Here is an 18,728-nt window from a genome sequence, read left to right on the forward strand (position 1 = left end):
TGGAGACGACGAACCTCGATGCCGGATGGACGCCGCTCGTGTCCGACACCTTCTCGATGGCGCCGAGCACCAAGCACGGAGGAATCGTCCCGCTGACCTCCGGTCAGTACGACGGGATCCGCAACGCGGACGCCGCAGCGGTCGTCACCTCGGACCTCGGCGACGCGAGCGTGACGCAGGGTGCGAGCGCGGCATCCATCACGGCCGCTCTGCCCCGCGAGGCGCAGGTGACCCTGGCGTACGGCCGCGGAACCGCCGCGCAGCCCGTGACCTGGAACCTCAGCGGCGTCGACACGTCGAAGCCCGGGTCCTACCCGGTCACCGGTACGGTGCGAACGGTCGGAGCGAACCTGAACCAGTGGGCCGGAACCAATGGCTCGACCGCCTACGACGCCGCCGACCGGCGCCTGTTCAGCTCGACCGCGCTCACGGTCACCGCGGACATGGCCGTGACGGCCTCCGCCCTGGCCGTCACGGCCACGGCGGAGACGCGGTGCGTCGCAGGCAAGCCCGTCGTCGCCACACGCATCGCCAACGGCGGCACGGTGCCCGTCGCGCTGAAGGTGGACTCGGTGCACGGGTCGAAGACGATCGCCTCCCTCGCGGCGGGCAAGAGCACGAGCGTGATCTTCACGGCACGCACGAACCCGCTGGTAGCGGGTGAGGTCACGGTCGTTGCGAGCGCCGGTGGCACCACCTCGACGGTGACGGCGCCGTTCGCGGCGACCACCTGCCGCTGACCCCCGGGCCCGCCCGGCCCCGCCCCATCGACGTCGACCGACGGTCAGGACACCATGCTCTCCCACACGCCTCCCCGCCACGTTCTCCGTCGATGGGCCGGTGAGAGCCGCGCCGACCGCGTCGCCTCCGGGACGCGACGAGCGCTCGCCGTGGCGGTGTCGGCGGCGGTCGTCGTCGGGGGGATCCTCGGTGCCGGGGCGGCGACCGCGGCCCCCTCCGACGCGCGCGACGATGGTCTCGTCGCGCGGTACACCTTCGACGAGACGTCCGGCGACGTGGCCCGCAACACGGCCGACGGGTCGGATGCCGCGGGTGACCCTTTCGATGCGACGGTGCGCAACTACACCGCATCGCAGCGAGCGGAGGCGGGGACGCTGCAGTTCACCGGCGGAGCCAAGACCTCGACCGGCAACTGGGTCGAATTGCCCGACGACCTGTTGAAGTCCGCCACCTCGGCGACGGTGTCGATCGACGTCAAGGCGGATGCCGCGATGCTCACCTCGAACCACTTCCTCTGGAACATCGGCAACGACACGACCCAGCAGTATTGGTTCGCCAACGTCCGCGCGCCGCGCTCCGGCATCACGACGGGCTCCGCCGGCGGCGAGAAGAACGCCACCGCCTACCCGGTGAAGGCGAATCGATGGCACAGCCTCACCGCCGTCATCGACGCAGACGCCGACACCCTCACCTTCTACACCGACGGTCAGCTGTCGGGGATCGCGAAGACGACGCTCACCCCCGCCGACATCCCGCAGACCCTCAACACGATCGGGCGCGCGCCGTGGCCCGACGCCCTCTTCAAGGGGACGGTCGGAGCGTTCCACGTCTACGACCGTGCGTTGTCGAGCGGTGAGGTCGTCTCGCTATCCGAGAGCGACGCCACCGTCCATCAGGACGCACTGCGCGCGGTTGCAGACGCCAAGGCGGCCGCCATCGATCTCGGCGACACCTCGGCGGTGACCGGCGATCTCGACCTCGGGTTATTCGGCATCCGCGAGATCTCCTGGTCTTCGTCGGACAACGCCGTCGTCTCCGCAGACGGCGTGGTGACCCGCCCGACAGTGGGGGAGCCGGCCGCCACGGTGACGCTGAGCGCGACGACGGAAGCGCGGGGAGTCGGGGCGACGGCACCGCGGACGTTCAGGGTCGTCGTGCCGGCACTGACCGCCGCCGACGTCGCGGCCGACCGCGACGGACTCCGAGTGCCCGCCGTCGTCCGCGGCAACGTGACGCTGGCCTCGCGGGGTGACAAGGGAGCGCCCGTGGCGTGGACATCGTCGGCTCCGACCGTGATCTCCGACCGCGCGGTCGGCGCGGCCTCCGCCGGCGTAGTGACGCGGCCCGCGTGGGGCGCGACGCCTACGCCTGTCACCCTCACCGCGACCGTTGGCGCAGGGGCCGCTGCCGTCACGCGCAGCTTCGCCGTCACCGTCGAACCGGCTCAGCGCCCCGCCGTCGACAACCGCTACATGTTCGCCTACTTCACTGCCAACACCATCGACGGAGAGAAGATCTCGCTCGCCGCGTCGCAGGGCAACAGCGCGATGACGTGGGACGTCTTGAACAACGGCACCCCGATCCTCTCATCGACACAGGGCACGCGCGGGCTCCGAGACCCGTTCGTCATCCGCTCCGCCGAGGGCGACCGCTTCTTCCTCATCGCCACCGACCTGTCGATCGGCGGGGGCACGACGTGGGAGTCGTCGTTGGACGACGGCAGTCGGCACCTGGAGATCTGGGAATCCACCGACCTGAAGAACTGGTCGGCGCAGCGGCATGTGCCCGTCTCGGGGCCGTTCGCCTCGATGACGTGGGCGCCCGAGGCTTACTATGACGCGAACGCCGGCGAGTACGTCGTGTACTGGTCGTCGCGCGTGTTCTTGGACGCCACTCGTCCCTACGACAAGGCCGGCACCCCGGACTACACGTACTCGAAGGTCATGTACGCCACCACGAGGGACTTCGTGACGTTCTCGGATGCCAAGATCTGGCAGGACGTCGGCGACCGGATCGACTCCACCATGATCGAGGACGACGGCACCTTCTACCGGTTCACCAAGGAAGTCACCGGCTGCGAAGACATCGTGCAGGAGTCGGCGTCGTCGCTCTACGCCCCGTCGGTTCCCGGGAACTACGGGTGGGCGACCGACGCGACGTGCGTCTCCAAGACAGCCCGCGCGACCGGCAGTACCACAGAGGGGCCGACGATCTTCCGCGCGAACGCGGGCGACACTTCGCTTCCGGCGGGTGTGGCGGAGGGCTTCTATCTCTTCGTGGACGATTTCGCGGGGCAGGGGTACCTGCCGCTGTTCACCGAGTCGCTGGCGGCGCCCGCCTGGCGCGCCGTGGCCGGTGCGCTGCCGAAGTCCCGTCATGGCAGCGTCATGCCCGTCACTCTCAACCAGTGGGAGTTCGCGAAGGGCTCGGCCGCAACGCGGACAGCGACCACGACCTCGATCGACGACGTCGCCAGTGGCGCCGTTCTCGAGCCGGGTGCGCGAGTGACGGCGCGCGTCACCGCCGACGACGGCGGCGCCGTGGCCGGCACGGTGCGGTTCGCCTTCGGCGACACCGCGGTCGATGCGCGAGTGATCTCGCGCGACGGGGCGTTCGTCGCCGAGGCCGTCGTCCCCAACGTGTCGGGCGATGTGCGGCTCTCCGCCGCGTACCAGGGGCTCGATGTCCTTTCAGGCTCGGCGTCCGCACCGGTCGACGTGCGCATAGGCAGTGCGGCGGCACCGCGCGTCGACGCTTTCGTCTCGTCTCGATGCATCGCCGGCAAGGTGACCGTGATGCTCAAGGTGACCAACGCGGGTTCGGTTCCCGTGTCGGTGGTGGCGGCCAGCGCCTACGGGACGAAGACCATTCCGGCGCTCGGGGTCGGCAGCACCGCGACCGCCGCGTTCTCGACGCGTGCGGCGGCGATCTTGGCCGGGTCGATGTCGCTCCGCGTGGACGGCGCCGGGCAGTCGCGGGAGCTGACGGTGCCCATCGAGGCGCACCGGTGCTCCTGACGGTTCGCGGTCGCCTGCGGCCGCGTCACCGATCCGCGGGCGAGGTCATCGAGGCCGATCCCGGCGCGAAAGCCGCGAGCACCCCCCGATAGGACCCCCCATGCCCACCCCGCGCAGCTCTTCCGCCGCACCCGCGCGCGCCCGACCGGAGCCCGCACCCCCGGCGCTCGGCTCCGGCGCGCGCCAGGTGCTGATCGTCGCCGCGGCCTTCATCGCCGCCGCGATCGTCGTCCGGTGGCTGACCATCGACGGCGACGGCTCCGTCCCCAGCGCCCTTTCCGACGGCATCACGCTCGCAGCGTCCGTGGTCATCGAGTCGCTGCCGTTCGTCTTCCTCGGCATCTCGATCTCGATCGCGGTGCAGCTGTGGGTTCCCTCGCGCGTCCTGGATGCCGTCATCCCGCGCGCCGGCTTCCTCCGACGCGCCGTCTTGTCACTGCTCGGGGTCGTCCTGCCGGTGTGCGAGTGCGGCAACGTGCCCCTGGCCCGAGGGCTGATGATGCGGGGGTTCTCCGTCGCCGATTCGGTGACCTTCCTGCTGGCCGCCCCCATCCTCAACCCGGTGACCCTCATCACGACCTACCAGGCGTTCGGCTGGAACGACGGCATCCTGGTGTCGCGGCTGGTGGGCGGTTTCGTGCTCGCCAACCTCGTGGGCTGGCTCGTCAGTCTGCACCCGGCGCCCGAGCGCCTCCTCACCCCGCAGTGGGCCGCGGCGTGCGCCACCGCGGCGACGTCGACACGGGAACCGGCGACCCTTCGTCGCGCGGCGGTGATGTTCCGCGACGAGGTCTCCGCCATGCTCCCGGCGCTGTTCCTGGGCGCGGCCGTCGCCGGCGTCATCCAGGTGGCGATCTCCCGCGACACGCTGACGGGGATCGGTGGGCACCCCGTACTCGGCATCCTGGCCCTGATGGTACTGGCCTTCGTGATTGCGATCTGCTCGAACGTCGACGCGTTCTTCGCCCTGTCGCTGGCATCCGCGTTCTCGCCGGGCGCGCTCGTGGCGTTCCTCGTGCTGGGGCCGATGATCGATGTGAAGATGCTCGTGATGCTCTCGACGACGTTCCGTCTGCGCACGCTCGCGGGGATCACCCTCGTCGTGGCGCTCGGCGCCCTGACCCTCGGTCTGGTGGTGAACCTCCTTGTCTGACATCGTGTCGCGCTGGGCGGGCCTGGCCCTGTGCGGCATCGGCCTGGTCGCGACTCTCGCCCTCGCGGCCGCCGGCGACCTCACGCTGTACATCCACCCCCGCTACGTCGTCTTCACCGTGCTGCTCAGCGTCGTGGGGGCGGGGCTGTTCGCGGCGGCGGTCTGGGTGACCGCCACCGGTCGCGGCGCGGACCACGACCACGACCATCGCCACGACCACGACCACGACAACCCCCCGTCGCGGCGCCCGCGCCGGGTGCTGTCGGCGGCGGTGACGGGCGCTCTCGTCATCGTCGCCGCGGTCGCGCTGCTGGTCGTGCCCCCGACGACCCTGAGCGCCGAGCGCGCGCTGTCGACCGTGAGCGCCGCCGACGGCGGCGGCGACGTGGCCCGTCCGTCGCTCCTCGGCAGCGACCCGACCCGCTTCTCGGTGCGCGATTGGGCGAGCATCCTCGGCAGCGGGGCTTCCGCCGCCGATCTCGTCGGGCAGCAGGCCGACGTGACCGGGTTCCTGCTGATCGACGACACCGGCGCCGTCCGCGTCGGACGCTACGCCGTCACATGCTGCACGGTCGACGCGCAGCTGTTCGCCGTACCCGTGATCGCCGCCGACCTCCCGAGCGAGCTCCGCTCGGGCGACTGGGTGCACCTGACCGGGACCTTCACCGACGACGCGGGTACGACCCGGCTGAGTCCCGAGAGCGTCGACGCCGTGGAGGAGCCCGATGATCCGTACCTCTCGTGAGACGGATGCCGTCCGCCCCCGGTCCTCGCGGCGCTGGGTCGTGGCCGGTGTCGCCGTCGTCACCGGCCTCGCCGCGGTGAGCACGGTTCTCGCCGCGGGGGCGCTTGAGCGTGGCCCGCGCGTTCGCGCCGTCGACGGAGACCCCTCTCTCACGGTGGTGCAGTCGGGGGTGACCCTGGTGTTCCGCGCCGATCAGCCCCTCGACCCCCGCTCGGGTGAGGGGGTGGCGGTCGAGCCCGCCGCACCCTTCCAGGTCGAGGTGACCGGGTCGACGCTGCGTCTGCGCTTCACCGATACCGTCGACCACGCCCACGAGTACCGGGTGAGCATCCCGGCTCTGCGCGGACGGGCGACCGGGGCGACCGCGCCGGCCGAATTCGACTTCGTCACTCCGCCGTTGACGGTGACCACCCTCGAGCGCGGTGGCGGCTTCGACCGCGTGGGCGGCGCCGACGATCGAATCGTGCGCCACGACCTGTCCTCCGGCGCCGATGAGGTGATCTTCTCGGCGCCGCGCATCCAGGAGTACGCCGACGACGGCAACGGGGTGGTCGCCGCCGTGCTCGACGAGGACGGGCGCACCACCCTGACGCGGGCCGCCGACGGGGCGGATCCGGTGCCTCTGCCCCTCCCTGGCGAGGGCGCCGTCGGGTTGGTGCGGGCGTCGGCCGATGCCGGTCGCACGGGCTTCGTCTTCACGAGCACGGGAGGCGGGGACCAGCAGTACATCAGCACGCTCTTCCTCGTCGACTCCGCCGATCCCGGCGCCGGACCGCACGCCGTGCTCGGCATCGACGGTCTGCCCCTGCAGGCCGACTCGTGGTTCTTCATCCCCGGCAGCTCCTACCTCGTCGCGCAGACCCCCACCGGGACCCTGGTCCTTCTGGATGCCACCGGCGCGGCGCCCCCGCGCCTGCTCGGCGAGGTGGGATCCCTCCGCGAGGTGCTCCCCGCCTCCACCTCGCTCGTGGTCGACGGGACGACCGGGCCGGCCGTGCTGGACCTGACGAACGGGTCTCTGACCGACATCGTCGGGGCAGTCGTCGACGAGGTGTCGACGGGCACCGTCTTCCTCTCCGACTCCTCATCCGTGCAATGGACGGCCACCGACGTCGTGCGCCGGGTCGCCTCGCAACCGGATGCCGCGGTGTTCCGCGCCGGCGTCGGTGGGCGCATCGAGGAGGTGTGCGTGTCGCCGAGCGGACGGTATGCCGCGGTCGGCGTCGTGCGCGCCGACGCCGAGATCGATGATTACCCCACCCGTGCCGAGTGGCTGGGCCGCACCTCGACGGTCGTCGATGTGGCCTCGGGTGACGTGATCGCCGAGGTGCCGGGGACGCGCCCGGACTGGTGCGCCTGAGGCGAGTACTTCCGCGCGGCGGCCGAACCGGGAGCGGGCTCGCGGCGCCGGCGTGTTCGCGTGGCACCGGATGCCGGGTGCCGGGTGCCGGGTGCTGGGTGCCGGGTGCCGGATGTCGGGTGCGTCGACCCTCCTTGAGCACGGGGTCGGCCCCTCACGACGAAACGCCCCGGGTGACCTGTGACGGTCACCCGGGGCGTTCCCGGTGGATGCCCCGGGCGGCTGAGCATCACGCGTCAGCCGCCCGGTGGCGGTTCAGCCGCAGCTGCGGGCGTCGTACCCGGCCTTCTGCGTCGCGGTCGCCGTCGTGCCGCCGACCTGACCGGTCGCGGTGATCGACACCTCGCCCGCGGCGAGCTGCGCCTGACGGGTGGTGAACACCTGGCTGACACTCTTACCCGGTGCGAGGCTCGCGATGCTCTTCTTACCGAACGCTGTGGTCAGCTCGATCGACACCGGCACGGCGCTGGTGTTCTTCATCGTGGCGGTGAGGGTCACCTTGCCCGCGATGCACCGCGTCGCGGCCGAGAGCTCGGTCGTGATCGCGGGGGCCGCGGCGGCCCGGACGATCTGGACGCGGTACGTCTTGGCCGTCGTGTGGTCCTGCGCCAGCGAACGGAGCGTCAGCGTGGTCGGCGATCCGTCCGTGGAGAGGGGCACCGTGCGCTTCACCGTGTCGTCGATGAGGATGTCACCCACGTAGACCAGACCACTGGCGGTGGCCGGGTCGGCGTCGAAGGTCGCCGTCGTGGCATCCCGCGGGACCGTCACGGTGTAGTCGTATGTCCCGTCCGCCAGCTTCGGGCTGAGAGTGCCGCCGTCGAAGGTCAGCGCGTTCAGGTCGGCGTCGGTCGCGTAGGTGGTCGTCGTGGTCGTGTAGACCCCGAACACACCGCCGACGTAGCTGGTGCCGTTGCCCTGGAAGCGCACGGTGATGATGGGGATCTTGTTCCCCTTCTCATCGAGCACGTAGGCGCCCGCCTGATCGCGCTTGTAGCGGTCTTTGGCGGCAATGTCCGCCAGCGCCGAGGCGGGGATCTCGTCGTACTGGATGTAGAAAGAGTTCGCCCCGTTGGCGTTGGTGACGCGCTCGGTCTTCAGCTTGACGTCGTTGATGTAGACGTCGAACGTGCGACCGTTGTCGCCGCCGAAGTACCGCACGCCGAGGTAGTTCTTCGGCGCGGACGGGTCGACGGCCATGTCGTACTGGAAGAACGCCTCGGCCGACCGTTCACCGTCGCGGTACTGCTGCCCGAGGTGCGCTCCCACCGAGGAGCGGTTGAACTTGTAGTTCTTCCCGGCCTCGCTGTTGTTGTTGTCGAACGACGTGAGCGAGTCCGTGGTCATCTCGTCGATGCGGAGCTTCTCCTTGTCGCTCTTGATGAGTGCCTGCGCCTGGGCGGAGTCGGGCTGGATGAGGTTCATGTACAGCGCGTACCGGGCGTTGTACATGCTGTAGTAGGGCTCGAAGGTGAGCGCTGCCGAGGCGGCATCCACGTTCTGCAGTCCGAACTTCATGACCGTGCGGCCGTTGTTGTCCTTGCCGTTCTCGCGGCGGACGAGGTTTTTCTCGATGTCCGCCTTGAAGGTGGCGACGTCGGCGACCCGAACGCTGTCGGTCACCGACTTGTCAGCGACGCTGGTGCGGACCAGGACGCCGGCGGGCGAGGTCGCCTCGACGTTGTCGCGGTTGAGCTCGGCCGAGAGCACGACCGGGCCGTAGCGGAACGCGACCCAGTTGGGGTCTTCGGTGCCGGCCTCGACCTGCACCTTGGCGGGGAGCTTGTACGAGATCTTGTCACCGGCCGAGACCGGGACGACGACGTACCCCTTATCGGTGGCGGCCGCGACGTCGCGCGTCTGACCGTTCACCGTCAAGGTGGGGTTCGGCGACCACGACGGTACACGCAGGCGCAGGGTGGTGCCTTCCGCGAGCGCGCCGCCATCGGCCGCGTCGACCGCGAAGGTGACGGTGTCGGTGTTGGGCACGTCGGCGGTCTGTGTGAGCTTCAGGTTCTGCGGCTTCGAGGTGAACTCGGTCGAGCGGAACATGTTGACGTAGACCGACGATCCCTTGCGGAAGTAGATCGAGTCACCGAGCTTGGTGAAGCTCTCGGTGGCCGTGCCGTGGTCGCACCAGAACTCGTCTTCCTTGCGGCCGAACACCTTGGCGTATCCGGCCGTCTGCGGCTGGAAGTACGTCATCATTCCGGTCTCGGGGTTCTGCGACGCCAGGATCGTGTTGATGTAGGTGTTCTCGTACCAATCGGCGTACTTCACGTCGGGGTTCACGCGGAACAGCCCGTGCGTGAGCTTGAGCATGTTGTACTCGTTGCATCCTTCGACCGTGGACTGCTCGCCGTAGCCGGTGGTGATGCCGTTGGTGGCGAACTCGTGCAGGGTGCCGGGCTGCTGGAAGTGCTCCGAGTAGCTGTTGCCGCCGCCGATGTAGGAGTGGTCGTTGACGACCATCTGCCAGAAGTTCTCGGCCGCACGACGGTACATGTCGAGGTCCGACTTCTCCGTCGCGGTCAGACGCGCATACAGGGTGGGGTTGTCGGTGAACACCGTGTAGCGCTTCAGGGCGCCCACGAGCTTGGGGATCGTCGTGTTCGCGTGCTTGCCGGCCAGGACGTCCTGGTTGTTGGCGAGCTGACGGAACAGGGAGACCTCGTCGAAGAGCTCGGCGGCCTTCTTGTGCTGGTCGTTCTCCGTGATGCTGTACAGCTCGTACAACGCCTCGTTCATGCCGCCGTACTCGGTGCTGAGCAGCGAGCTCGGGTTGGCCTGGCGCGAACCCCAGACGTTGAGCCACGAACCGAAGCCGCTCGCGACCGAGAGAGCCTTGTCTGCCACCTCTTTCGGTGCGTACTCGTGCGCGTCGATCAGTCCGGCGAGCACTTTGTGCAGGTTGTAGAACGGCACGATGAGACCGTCGGCGCCGTGGGGCAGATACGACACCGGGAAGGGTGCGACGTAGCCGGCGTTGGACGGGTCCTTCTGGCCGTAGGCGGCCTGAGCTGCGGCGAGGCCGTCGACCGCGGTGGTGAGCTTGGCCAGCAGCTGAGCCTTGCGACCTGCGTCGGTCTCGGTCGAGTACGCCTGCGACAGCGCTGACATGAAGTGGCCGAAGAAGTGGCCCTGGAAGCGCAGACCGGAGGTCCGCTCCCATCCGCCGTACGGCTGCACGGTGGTCGGGATGCCCGCCTGCTGGTCGAACGAGTACAGGAAGCGCTTCGGGTCGAGCGTCAGCAGCCAGTCGACCATCTTGGCGTTGCTGTTCTGCAGGTACGGGTCGGTGACGAGCACCTCGTTGAGGTCGGTGTCGTCGACGTAGATCGAGGTCGACACGCCCTCCGGCGCGACCTCGACGGTGAAGGTCTTGGTGCGCGGGGTGCTGCCGGCGTAGGTCGCCGTCGCGGTGAGGGTGACGGAGGCTGCGGCGTTCTTCGGCCGTGTCACGGTCGCCTGGCCGCCGTTGACGGCGATCACGCTCGGGGTCGACGAGGTCCACGTGAAGGCGGTGCCGTTGGAGGCCGAGGTCGTCAGCCCGAAGCTGGCCGACGCGCTCCCGGGTACCGACAGCTGATCGAGCGAGCGCCCGGCGACGTCTGCCGGGTCGAAGCCCGGGTTGTTCGCCTTCGTCAGGGCGACGACGTCCGACGCCGAAGCGACGCTGTTGAACAGGGCGTAGTCGTCGAGCGCGCCGCGGACGTACGCGCCGTTGTACGTGGGCCCGTTGAAGCCGATCGACTTGGTCGTGGTGGTGTCGGAGGTCAGCGCGCCGGTGGCGGCGCCGCCCGTCGCGAACACGACCGACGAGACCTGCTGCTCGCCGTTGCGGTAGAAGGTGACCGCCTTGGTGATCTGGTCGTAGGTGACCGCGACGTGCGTCCACTGACCGGCGGGGAAGAAGGTGTCGCGCGAGCCGCTGACCGCCACCTTGTAGGGCTGGCCGCCACCCGGGCCGATCGACAGAGCGAGAGGGGTGTTGGCGTTCTCGGCGGTGAGATACCAGCCCGCCGAGTTGTACACGCTCTTGTTCCAGGTGAACACCTGCTCACCGGTGCCCATGGAGCCGTCGGGCTTGAACCAGAACGAGAGGGTCAGGTTCTCGGGCTGGAGAGCGGCGCTGGTTCCGAGGCTGACGGCGTCGGTGCCGCGCAGGCTCAGTGCACGATTGTGGATGCCGTCGACGTACGTCGCCTGACCGCGGAGCATCGAGGTGGCGATCTTGTTCGGACCGGCGTCGGTCAACGCGTCGTCGAAGCCGAGGTCGAGGACCTTGCTGGAGTCGAAGGTGGTTGCTGCCGTGGCTGCGGTGGGGGCGATCACCGCCAATCCACTGGCGATCATCATCACGGTCGCGCTGAGCGCCACCGTCTTTCGGATTCGGGACATCGAGGTTCCTCTCTGCGGCTTTGCAGAAGTTGCGGTGGTGCGATCTCAGGACTGTCGGACGCTGACGAAGAGGCGTTCGTCGGGGGTCGCCCGTTCGTTGCCGACCATCATCATGTTAGTGCTAACAAAAGCGGATGGCCAGCATGTTTTCGCCTCATGGTGGTCGATCGTGGATGGTCGGCAGCGTGTTGACGTCAACACCAGTGAAGGGCGTCGCCGCGGCCCACGCAACGGTCGGGCGTCATTCGTCGCCGCATCCAGGGGGAGGGATTCGTCGTTATCCGGCTATCGAGAGGCGTGCAAGGGGTTCGTGGTTCGAGCCGACGTCGTCTCGGCGCCGCGGGTAGTCGGGCGAGGAGCTCGAGAACGGCGTGAGTGCCCAGCTGCCGCCAGTGGCGCCGAGTCGCTCGCGATGCTCCCGGCGGTCGCGCTGCCCCGCGATCACCCCAGGAACTCCCGCGCTGCCACGACGAGGTTCTCGACCCCGCGGTCGATGGTGGGCTGCATGACGGGCGCGAAGAACGGCGAGTGGTTCGTCGGGATGTCGCGGTCCATGGTGCCGCCGGCCAGGGCGTCAGCGAACCTCTGGGGGTCGACACCGCCCCAGAACCAGAACACCAGCGGAGCTCCCGACTCTCGCGCGAACCACGACACGTCCTCGCTACCGGTGAACATGCCGGGGTCGACCACGGACGCCTCGCCGAACGAGCGCTGGAACGCGGCGGTCAGGCGGGCCGTGGCATCCCGGTCGTTGATCGTCGGCGGCAGGGTGTGATCGATGGTGATGGTCGGCTCCTGCTCGGAGCCCGAGGCCTGCGCCTCGGCGCGCACGATGCGCTCGACCTTGCTCATCACGCGCGCGCGGGCGGCGTCGTCGGGATAGCGCAGGCTGAGCTCGAGCTTCGCCTCGGCGGGGATGATGTTGTTCTTCAGCCCCGCGTGGATCGAACCGACGGTGACCACGGCGACGTCGCGCGGGTCGACTTCGCGCGACACGACCGTCTGCAGGCGCATGACGGTCGCCGCCGCCATGACCACCGGGTCGATCGTCGAATGCGGGCGTGAGCCGTGACCGCCGCGGCCGTGCAGCACGACGGTGAGCCCGTCGGATGCCGCCATCTGGGTGCCCGGGCGGACGCCGATGACGCCGGCGGGCAGGGGGGTGACGTGCTGGCCGAGCACGATGTCGGGGGTCGGGTAACGCTCGAGCACGCCGTCGGCGATCATCGCCTGCGAGCCGGCGCCGTACTCCTCTGCGGGCTGGAACACCGCCACGATCGTGCCCGACCACTCCGCGCGGGTCGCGACGAGCCGCTCGAGGGCGCCGATGAGGGCGGTGACGTGCATGTCGTGTCCGCACGCGTGCATGACCGGTACGGCGTTGCCGGCGGGATCGGTCCCGCGCGCGGTGCTGGCGTAGGCGAGGCCCGTCTGCTCCTCGACGGGGAGGCCGTCCATGTCGGCGCGCAGCCACACGACGGGTCCGTCGCCGTTGTCGATGCGAGTGACCACGCCCGTGCGGCCCACGCGCTCTTCGACCTCGAGACCCAGCTCGCCCAGGTGCCGCGCGATGACGCCGGCCGTGCGCGTCTCCTGGAAGGACAGCTCGGGGTGGGCGTGCAGGTCGGTGTACAGGCTCTCGAGGTCGACGCTCATGGATCGAGCCTAGTTCGCCCCGCCCGTGCGCGCCCGGGTCCCGTCGGGCCTTGCCTCCTCGCCGCCTGAGTGTCCACGACACCCGGACGCCTCGCGAAGTCGTCCCGGGTGTCGTGGACACTCAGGGTGACGCGCACCCACCGTCGCACGCACTCCGGAGCTGTGCGCGCGCCGGCCGCCACCCACCCGCCGGCGGTACCACCCCACCCGCTACCGGATGCCGTCGACCCTCGCAAGCCATCCGATCCACCCGGGCAGGACGGCGAGGCTGGCCGCATGGTCACGACACACTTCGATTACCTCATCGTCGGCGGCGGGATGGTCGCCGACACCGCGGCCCGCGGCATCCGCGAGATCGATGCGGAGGGCACGATCGGCATCCTGAGCGACGACGTCGAAGAGCCGTACACCCGCCCCGCCCTCAGCAAGAAGCTGTGGACCGACGACGAGTTCACGTGGGAGAAGGTGCCGCTGGGCACGGCTGACGACACGGGGGCCGACATCCGTCTGCGCACGCGCGCGACGAAGATCCGTCCCGAGGCGCACGAAGTGGATGCCGCCGGCGAGACGTTCTCGTACGCCAAGCTCCTCATCGCCACCGGTGGCACGCCCGTGCCCCTTCCCGTCGAGGACCGCTCGAACGGCGAGCGGTCGCTGACCTTCCGCACCGCCGAGGACTACCGGCGGCTGCGCGCGCTCGCCGAGGAAGTGGACCGCATCGCCGTCGTGGGCGGGGGGTACATCGGTTCCGAACTCGCCGCGGCCCTCGTCCAGAACGGTGTCGACACCGTTCTCGTCCACACCGGGGCCGTGCTGGGCGACGCGGTGTTCCCGGCCGCGCTGGCGGAGCGTTTCGAGAAGCTCTTCCGCGACGCGGGTGTGCAGATCGTCGCCGGTTCCCGGGTCACGGGCGGAGAGGCGGATACCACCGGCGCGCGCCTCGAGCTCGACAACGGCGACGACGTACGCGCGGATGCCGTGGTGAGCGGTCTGGGTATCGAGGCGGCCACCGATCTCGCCGAGCAGGCCGGACTCCGCGTGGAGGACGGTGTCCACGTCGATGCGCAACTGCGGTCCTCCGTCGACGACGTCTACGCCGCGGGCGACGTGGCCAGCTACCCGGACCGTCTGCTCGGGCGCCGCCGTGTCGAGCACGTCGACAACGCCAACGAGCAGGGCAGGACAGCCGGCCGCAACCTCGCGGGCGCCGCCGAGGCCTACACGCACACGCCGTACTACTACTCGGCGGTCTTCGGCATCCGCTACGAGGCGGTGGGCACGCTCGACTCCTCGCTTGCGACCGTCGAGGACTGGATCGACGCGGAGCGCGGGGTCGTCTACTACCTCGCGGACGATCGCGTCACCGGCGTCCTGCTGTGGAACGTGGAGGACGCCCGGGATGCCGCTCGTGCAGTGCTCGCCGAGGCCGACACCCTCACCCGCGACGACCTGGTGGGCCGCATCCGCTGAGTCCTTCGATCCCCGCGCGACACGCGGGCTAACCTGGACCGACGCTGCGAGCCCGCGGCGAGTGACCTCAGGAGCACCCATGGCGGCCGCCGAACTGCGTCTCTCCCTCTCCGAAGAGCCGGCGCGCGACGTCGTCGCCGAGGTCCTCGTCGAACAGGGTTTCGAGGTCGCCGCCTCACCGGACGTCCTCTCCGTGTCGAGGAGCTCTCCGGACGACGAAGTGGCCGATCCCGATCGGTTCGACGTACGTCTGTCGGAGGTGCCCGAGGGCACGCTGGCCGTCTTCGCGGCACCGATCGATGCGACCGAGGTCGCGGCGCCGATCGGTGACGCGGTGGCCGGCGAGGCCGCGCGCCTGGTCGGGGCGCGCCTGGCCCAGCGGGGTCTGCTCGCCGTCGCCGCGCCCGCCGCCGACGCACTCGCGCCGATCCCGGCCGCGCCGCTGTCATCGGGGCCGACGGCTCCGTCTCTCGCGGGGTATCCCGGCGTCCCGTCCGGCGACGCGGCGGTCGCCCCCGGCGCGCTCGGGGAGAAGCGCACGAACGCGGTCGCGATCGTCGCCCTCGTGTTGGGCTTCGTGGTCCCCGTGGCCGGCATCGTGACGGGTGCGGTGGCGCTGTCGCAGATCAAGCGCACCGGCGAGAAGGGGCGTGGACTCGCGCTCGGCGGCATCGTGGCCGGAGGCGTGCTGACCCTCTTCATCGCGACCCTCGTCATCGGCACCCTGGTGTTCTCGGCGTTCGTGGCCGCCGGCGGCGGGTCTGCCGACCCGTACGCGCCCACGGATGAGGGCGGCGTCACCGTCGCCCCCGACGAGCAGGCGCCCTTCGATCCCTCCACTCTCGTCGTCGGTGCGTGCCTCGACGACCTGCCCGGCGGGTTCGTCGCCGCCGACAACGTCGTGGACTGCGCGCAGCCGCACTCGTACGAGGCGTTCGGAGGCTTCGACGTGCCCGACGGCGCCTACCCGGGGGATGCGGCCATCGAGACGGAGGCGCTCGCGGGCTGCGAGGCGGCGTACGGCGGCTACGTGGGCGTGCCGTACCAGGACTCGCGCCTCGACTACTACTACGTGGGCCCGACGCAGCAGACCTGGGAGGTCGGCGACCGCGAGATCTTCTGCCTGCTGTTCGACCCGCAGGCCGAGCAGACGGTCGGTTCTCTGACGGGCTCCGGCCTCTGAGGTTCGGCGCGCGCGAGGACGCCTGGTCTACCGCCTCGGCGGCGCCGTCGAGCCGCGATCGACGAGTTCGAACGGCAGGGTGCCGCGGCCGGGGGCGGGGCGCGCGCCGTCGAGTTCGCTGAGCACCGCGTCGGCTGCGCGTTCCCCCTGACCGCGCGCGAACTGGTCGACGGTGGTCAGGCCGAACCACCGGCCGAGCTCGTGGCCGTCGACGCCGATGATCGAGACGTCGTCGGGCACGCGCAGACCGCGCTCGCGCGCGGCCAGGATCGCCCCGATCGCCATCTCATCGGATGCCGCGAACACCGCCGTGGGCGGGTCGACGCGCGAGAGCACCCGGGCTGCGGCCGTCGACCCGCCCTCGATGGTGAAGTCGGCCGGTTCGACGTCTCGCACCGCGATGCCCGCCTCCGCCAGCGTCTCCTCGAAGCCGCGGCGTCGCAGTGCCGGCACCGATGACGCCGCATCCGTCACGGCATCCGCCCCGATGTGGGCCACGCGTCGGTGCCCGAGTCCGAGCAGGTGGGCGGTGGCCGCGCGTCCGACGGCGAGGTCGTCGACGGTCAGGGTGGTCAGCAGTGGGTTGGGCCCGGCGATCGCGACGATCGGGATGCCGAGTCCGCGCAGCGACGCCGACTCCTCGGCATCCAGCTCGAGGGCGATGGTGATGACCGCGTCGATGCCGCGGCGGCGCAGGTGATCGTCGAAGACGCGACGGCGCTCGGCCGGGTCGGCGCTCACGCTGTAGAGCGTGATGTCGTAGCCCCGCCGCACGAGTGCGTCGGAGATGCCCGCGAGCACGGTGCTGAAGAACCATCGGTCGAGGAACGGCACGACCACCCCGATCGCGCGCGTACGGCCGGTGGCCAGGCTCGACGCGGCGGAGGACACGACGTAACCCAGTCGCGCGGCGGCGGCGAGGACGCGGTCCCGGGCCGCGGTCGACACCGGACCGCGCCCGCTCAATGCCCGCGAGACCGTGGCCGTCGACACTCCCGCCGCGCGCGCGACGTCGTCGATTCCGGCCACGGTCTCGTGTCCTCCGGGGACGGGATGGATGCCGCGGCTCAGGCCGCGGCGATCCAGACCGTCGTGTCGGTGGGCAGTCGGTCGCCGTCCAGCGGGCCGCTCGCGACCAGCACCTCGCCCGCGGGAAGCTCCACCGCGTCGGCGCCGAGGTTGGCGACGACCAGGAGAGAGCCGTTGCGGAACGCCACCACGTCGTCGCCGAGATCGTCGAGCCAGTCGATGTGGCCGGCGCCGAGGTTGCGGCTGCGGCGTTCGGCGAGCAGCGAGCGGTACAGCGCCAGCGTCGAGGCGGGGTCGTCGACCTGCACGTCGTGCGCGAGCTCGGCCCACTCGGCGGGCTGGGGCAGCCACGACTCGCCCGTCGCGTTGAAGCCGTAGGCGGGGGCGTCCGCGGTCCACGGGATGGGCACGCGGCAGCCGTCGCGGCCGTAGCGCTCGCCGTTCGTGCGGAACCAGGTGGGGTCCTGACGGGCGTCGTCGGGCAGGTCGATCACCTCGGGCAGGCCCAGCTCCTCGCCCTGATAGAGGTACGACGACCCCGGGAGGGCGAGCATCAGGGAGGTCGCCGCTCGGGCGCGGTGCAGCCCCTTCACCGGGTCGGGCTGGCCGGGGGAGGTCGGGCCGATACCGGCGCCCTGCGGGTTCTCGGCCGTCAGCGCGAGACGCGAGGCGTGGCGCACGACGTCGTGGTTCGACAGCACCCAGGTGCTCGGGGCGCCGACGGCACCGTACTCCTCGAGCGACTCGGTGATCACGGCGCGCAGGGCCGCGGCATCCCATGCCGTTTCAAGGTAATGGAAGTTGAACGCCTGGTGCATCTCGTCGGGCCGCACCCACAGCGCGGTCTGCTCGACGGTGGGGAGCCAGGCCTCGGCGCAGAGCGCGCGATCGCCGTCGTACGCGGCGAGCACCTCGTGCCACTCGCGCCACACGTCGTGCACACCGGGCTGACCCCAGTACGGCACCTCGGCGGTGTCGCCGCCCATCGAGCCGCCGTCGGGGTCGGGCGTGAAGTCGGGCAGGCCGTCGGCCTTGATGAGGCCGTGCGCGACGTCGACGCGGAACCCGTCGACCCCGCGGTCGAGCCAGAACCGCAGGATGTCGCGGAACTCGGCGCGCACCTCGTCATTGGTCCAGTCGAAGTCGGGCTGGGTCTCGTCGAAGATGTGCAGGTACCACTGCCCGGGGGTGCCGTCGGCCTCGGTCACGCGCTTCCACATGCCGCCGCCGAAGACGCTCTCCCAGTTGTTGGGGGGCAGCTCGCCGTTCTCGCCCTTGCCCTCGCGGAAGATGTAGCGCGCGCGCTCGGCGCTCCCCGGAGCGGCCTTCAGTGCCTCCTGGAACCAGACGTGCTGATCGCTGGAGTGATTGGGGACGAGGTCGACGATCACCCGGATGCCGCGCTCGTGCGCGCCCGCCAGCATGTCGTCGAAGTCGGCCAGGGTGCCGAAGATCGGGTCGACGTCGCGGTAGTCGGCGACGTCGTAGCCGGCGTCCTTCTGCGGCGAGGTCTGGAAGGGGCTGAGCCAGATGGCATCGACGCCCAGCTTCTGAAGGTCATCGAGGTGCGCGGTGACGCCGGGCAGGTCGCCGAGGCCGTCGCCCGACGCGTCGGCGAACGAGCGGGGGTAGATCTGGTAGATGACGGCGGTGCGCCACCACTCCGAGCCGGGGGCCGAGGCGAGATCGGCGCGCGCGTCTTCCTGCGTGAAAGTCATGCGGACAACGTTACTGCAAGCGCTTGCAGCGGTGGTGCACGGGCGAGGTCTGCGGTCTGCGGGTGTGCGGTGTGCGGTCCGCGGTCTGCGCGGTGCGGCGCGGGCGACGCGGCGGGGCGTGGTGTGCGGCGCGGGCGAGGTGGCGGGGCGTGGTGTGAGGCGCGGCGCGGGCGAGGTGGCGGGGCGCGGCCGAACCATGTCCCACATCTCAGTGGTCGGCGGCGCTCCAGGCCGCACAGATCGGGACACGGTCTG

The 18,728-nt window shown here is 70.5% G+C and carries 11 protein-coding genes; 7 read left to right on the forward strand and 4 right to left on the reverse strand.

The features are described from left to right. The 5 genes from MT347_RS00005 to MT347_RS00025 all read left to right on the forward strand — a co-directional run. On the forward strand, window positions 1-740 hold a 740-nt coding region (locus tag MT347_RS00005; protein WP_243497012.1), incomplete at its 5' end, for an Ig-like domain-containing protein. A gap of 54 nt (window positions 741-794) precedes the next feature. Then, window positions 795-3,758: an immunoglobulin-like domain-containing protein gene (locus tag MT347_RS00010; RefSeq protein WP_243497013.1), complete on the forward strand. Its 2,964-nt coding sequence runs from the start codon at window positions 795-797 to the stop codon at window positions 3,756-3,758. 100 nt (window positions 3,759-3,858) lie between these two features. Then, on the forward strand, window positions 3,859-4,911 hold the full coding sequence (locus tag MT347_RS00015; RefSeq protein WP_243497014.1) for a permease: 1,053 nt from the start codon (window positions 3,859-3,861) through the stop codon (window positions 4,909-4,911). After that, on the forward strand, window positions 4,904-5,656 hold the full coding sequence (locus MT347_RS00020) for a TIGR03943 family protein (RefSeq protein ID WP_243497015.1): 753 nt from the start codon (window positions 4,904-4,906) through the stop codon (window positions 5,654-5,656). Before MT347_RS00015 ends, MT347_RS00020 begins: the two co-directional genes overlap by 8 nt. Then, window positions 5,637-7,016 (forward strand): hypothetical protein, encoded by a 1,380-nt coding sequence (locus tag MT347_RS00025; protein WP_243497016.1) that lies wholly within the window; start codon window positions 5,637-5,639, stop codon window positions 7,014-7,016. Before MT347_RS00020 ends, MT347_RS00025 begins: the two co-directional genes overlap by 20 nt. Window positions 7,017-7,271: 255 nt before the next feature. Here the strand turns inward: MT347_RS00025 and MT347_RS00030 are convergent, their stop codons facing one another. Together MT347_RS00030 and MT347_RS00035 are read right to left on the reverse strand one after the other, a co-directional pair. Beyond that, window positions 7,272-11,417 carry a beta-L-arabinofuranosidase domain-containing protein gene (locus tag MT347_RS00030; protein WP_243497017.1) on the reverse strand — a complete coding sequence of 1,382 codons (4,146 nt, stop codon included), beginning with the start codon at window positions 11,415-11,417 and terminating at the stop codon, window positions 7,272-7,274. Between the two features lie 441 nt (window positions 11,418-11,858). After that, window positions 11,859-13,073, reverse strand: coding sequence for an amidohydrolase (locus tag MT347_RS00035; protein ID WP_243497018.1), 1,215 nt, complete (start codon window positions 13,071-13,073; stop codon window positions 11,859-11,861). Window positions 13,074-13,349: 276 nt separating this feature from the next. On the opposite strand from MT347_RS00035, the gene MT347_RS00040 reads away from it, so the two are divergent. Both MT347_RS00040 and MT347_RS00045 read left to right on the forward strand, forming a co-directional pair. Then, entirely contained in the window at window positions 13,350-14,543 is a 1,194-nt protein-coding gene (locus MT347_RS00040) for an NAD(P)/FAD-dependent oxidoreductase (RefSeq protein ID WP_243497019.1), read from the forward strand. A 79-nt stretch (window positions 14,544-14,622) separates the two neighbouring features. Then, window positions 14,623-15,726, forward strand: coding sequence for a DUF4190 domain-containing protein (locus tag MT347_RS00045; RefSeq protein WP_243497020.1), 1,104 nt, complete (start codon window positions 14,623-14,625; stop codon window positions 15,724-15,726). Window positions 15,727-15,753: 27 nt separating this feature from the next. Here MT347_RS00045 and MT347_RS00050 read toward each other — a convergent pair whose 3' ends face one another. Together MT347_RS00050 and MT347_RS00055 are read right to left on the reverse strand one after the other, a co-directional pair. After that, complete coding sequence (locus MT347_RS00050) at window positions 15,754-16,755, reverse strand: LacI family DNA-binding transcriptional regulator (RefSeq protein WP_243497021.1); 1,002 nt, start codon at window positions 16,753-16,755, stop codon at window positions 15,754-15,756. A 38-nt stretch (window positions 16,756-16,793) separates the two neighbouring features. Beyond that, window positions 16,794-18,473, reverse strand: coding sequence for a glycoside hydrolase family 13 protein (locus MT347_RS00055; protein WP_243497022.1), 1,680 nt, complete (start codon window positions 18,471-18,473; stop codon window positions 16,794-16,796). Window positions 18,474-18,728 lie beyond the last annotated feature (255 nt).

Origin of the sequence: Microbacterium sp. VKM Ac-2923 (genome assembly GCF_022815605.1) — a bacterium.
Taxonomy (GTDB): Bacteria; Actinomycetota; Actinomycetes; order Actinomycetales; family Microbacteriaceae; genus Microbacterium.